The sequence below is a fragment of the Photobacterium indicum genome (assembly GCF_003026215.1).
Lineage (GTDB): Bacteria > Pseudomonadota > Gammaproteobacteria > Enterobacterales > Vibrionaceae > Photobacterium > Photobacterium indicum.
In genome coordinates this window covers 1-635 of sequence record NZ_PYOC01000034.1, presented here as the reverse complement: position 1 = coordinate 635, position 635 = coordinate 1, and the positions used below count along the sequence as shown (strand labels likewise).

Below are 635 nucleotides of genomic sequence, written 5' to 3'. Positions count from 1 at the left end.
ACGAAGTTACTCAAGGGTTAAATCAAGCAAGACGTAAACTTGCTGATGACAAGGTGCAGTTGAACCAATCCACGGCGCAGAAATTTGCTAGCGTATTACAAAACTATGCCTCAATCCAAGAGCAAAATGAGCAACCTAACGAGGTTGATTCACTTAGTGCATTACTTGATCGCCAATCTAAATTGCGCGAGCAAGGGGATAGTCACAGCTTATATTCAGAAGCGAATGCATTTCGACATGACCACAAGCCAGCATACAGTCCGCAAAATGAACGCGCATCGCAACAAAAGGCTAGTGGTTACTCTCGTTATTCTGACCAACATTATGCAGATACTCCTTCATCACGTGATAACCGTTCATCATCAACATCACCACTATTTCAGCGTCGTCAACCTGAAACCAATAAGCATGATTTAGATATCGGCGATTACCGTCGTCCATCATCAAAACAATATGAACGTGATTTATCCGTTGGTCGTGGGTTATTTGATAGCCCTCAGCATGATCATGGTATGAATGGACGTGAACAGTCACCGCAAAAGCCACGATTAGATCCTTCTCGTTACGAATCTAAAGCCCAACCGAGTAAAGATGAACTGGATCAAGTGCGATCTGAAATGATCTCGATACGTCGC

1 pseudogene is annotated in these 635 nt (G+C 43.5%); it reads left to right on the top strand.

Annotated elements, in window-relative coordinates:
- Positions 1–635 (top strand): annotated as a pseudogene (locus tag C9J47_RS26875) (hypothetical protein); the annotation flags it as partial.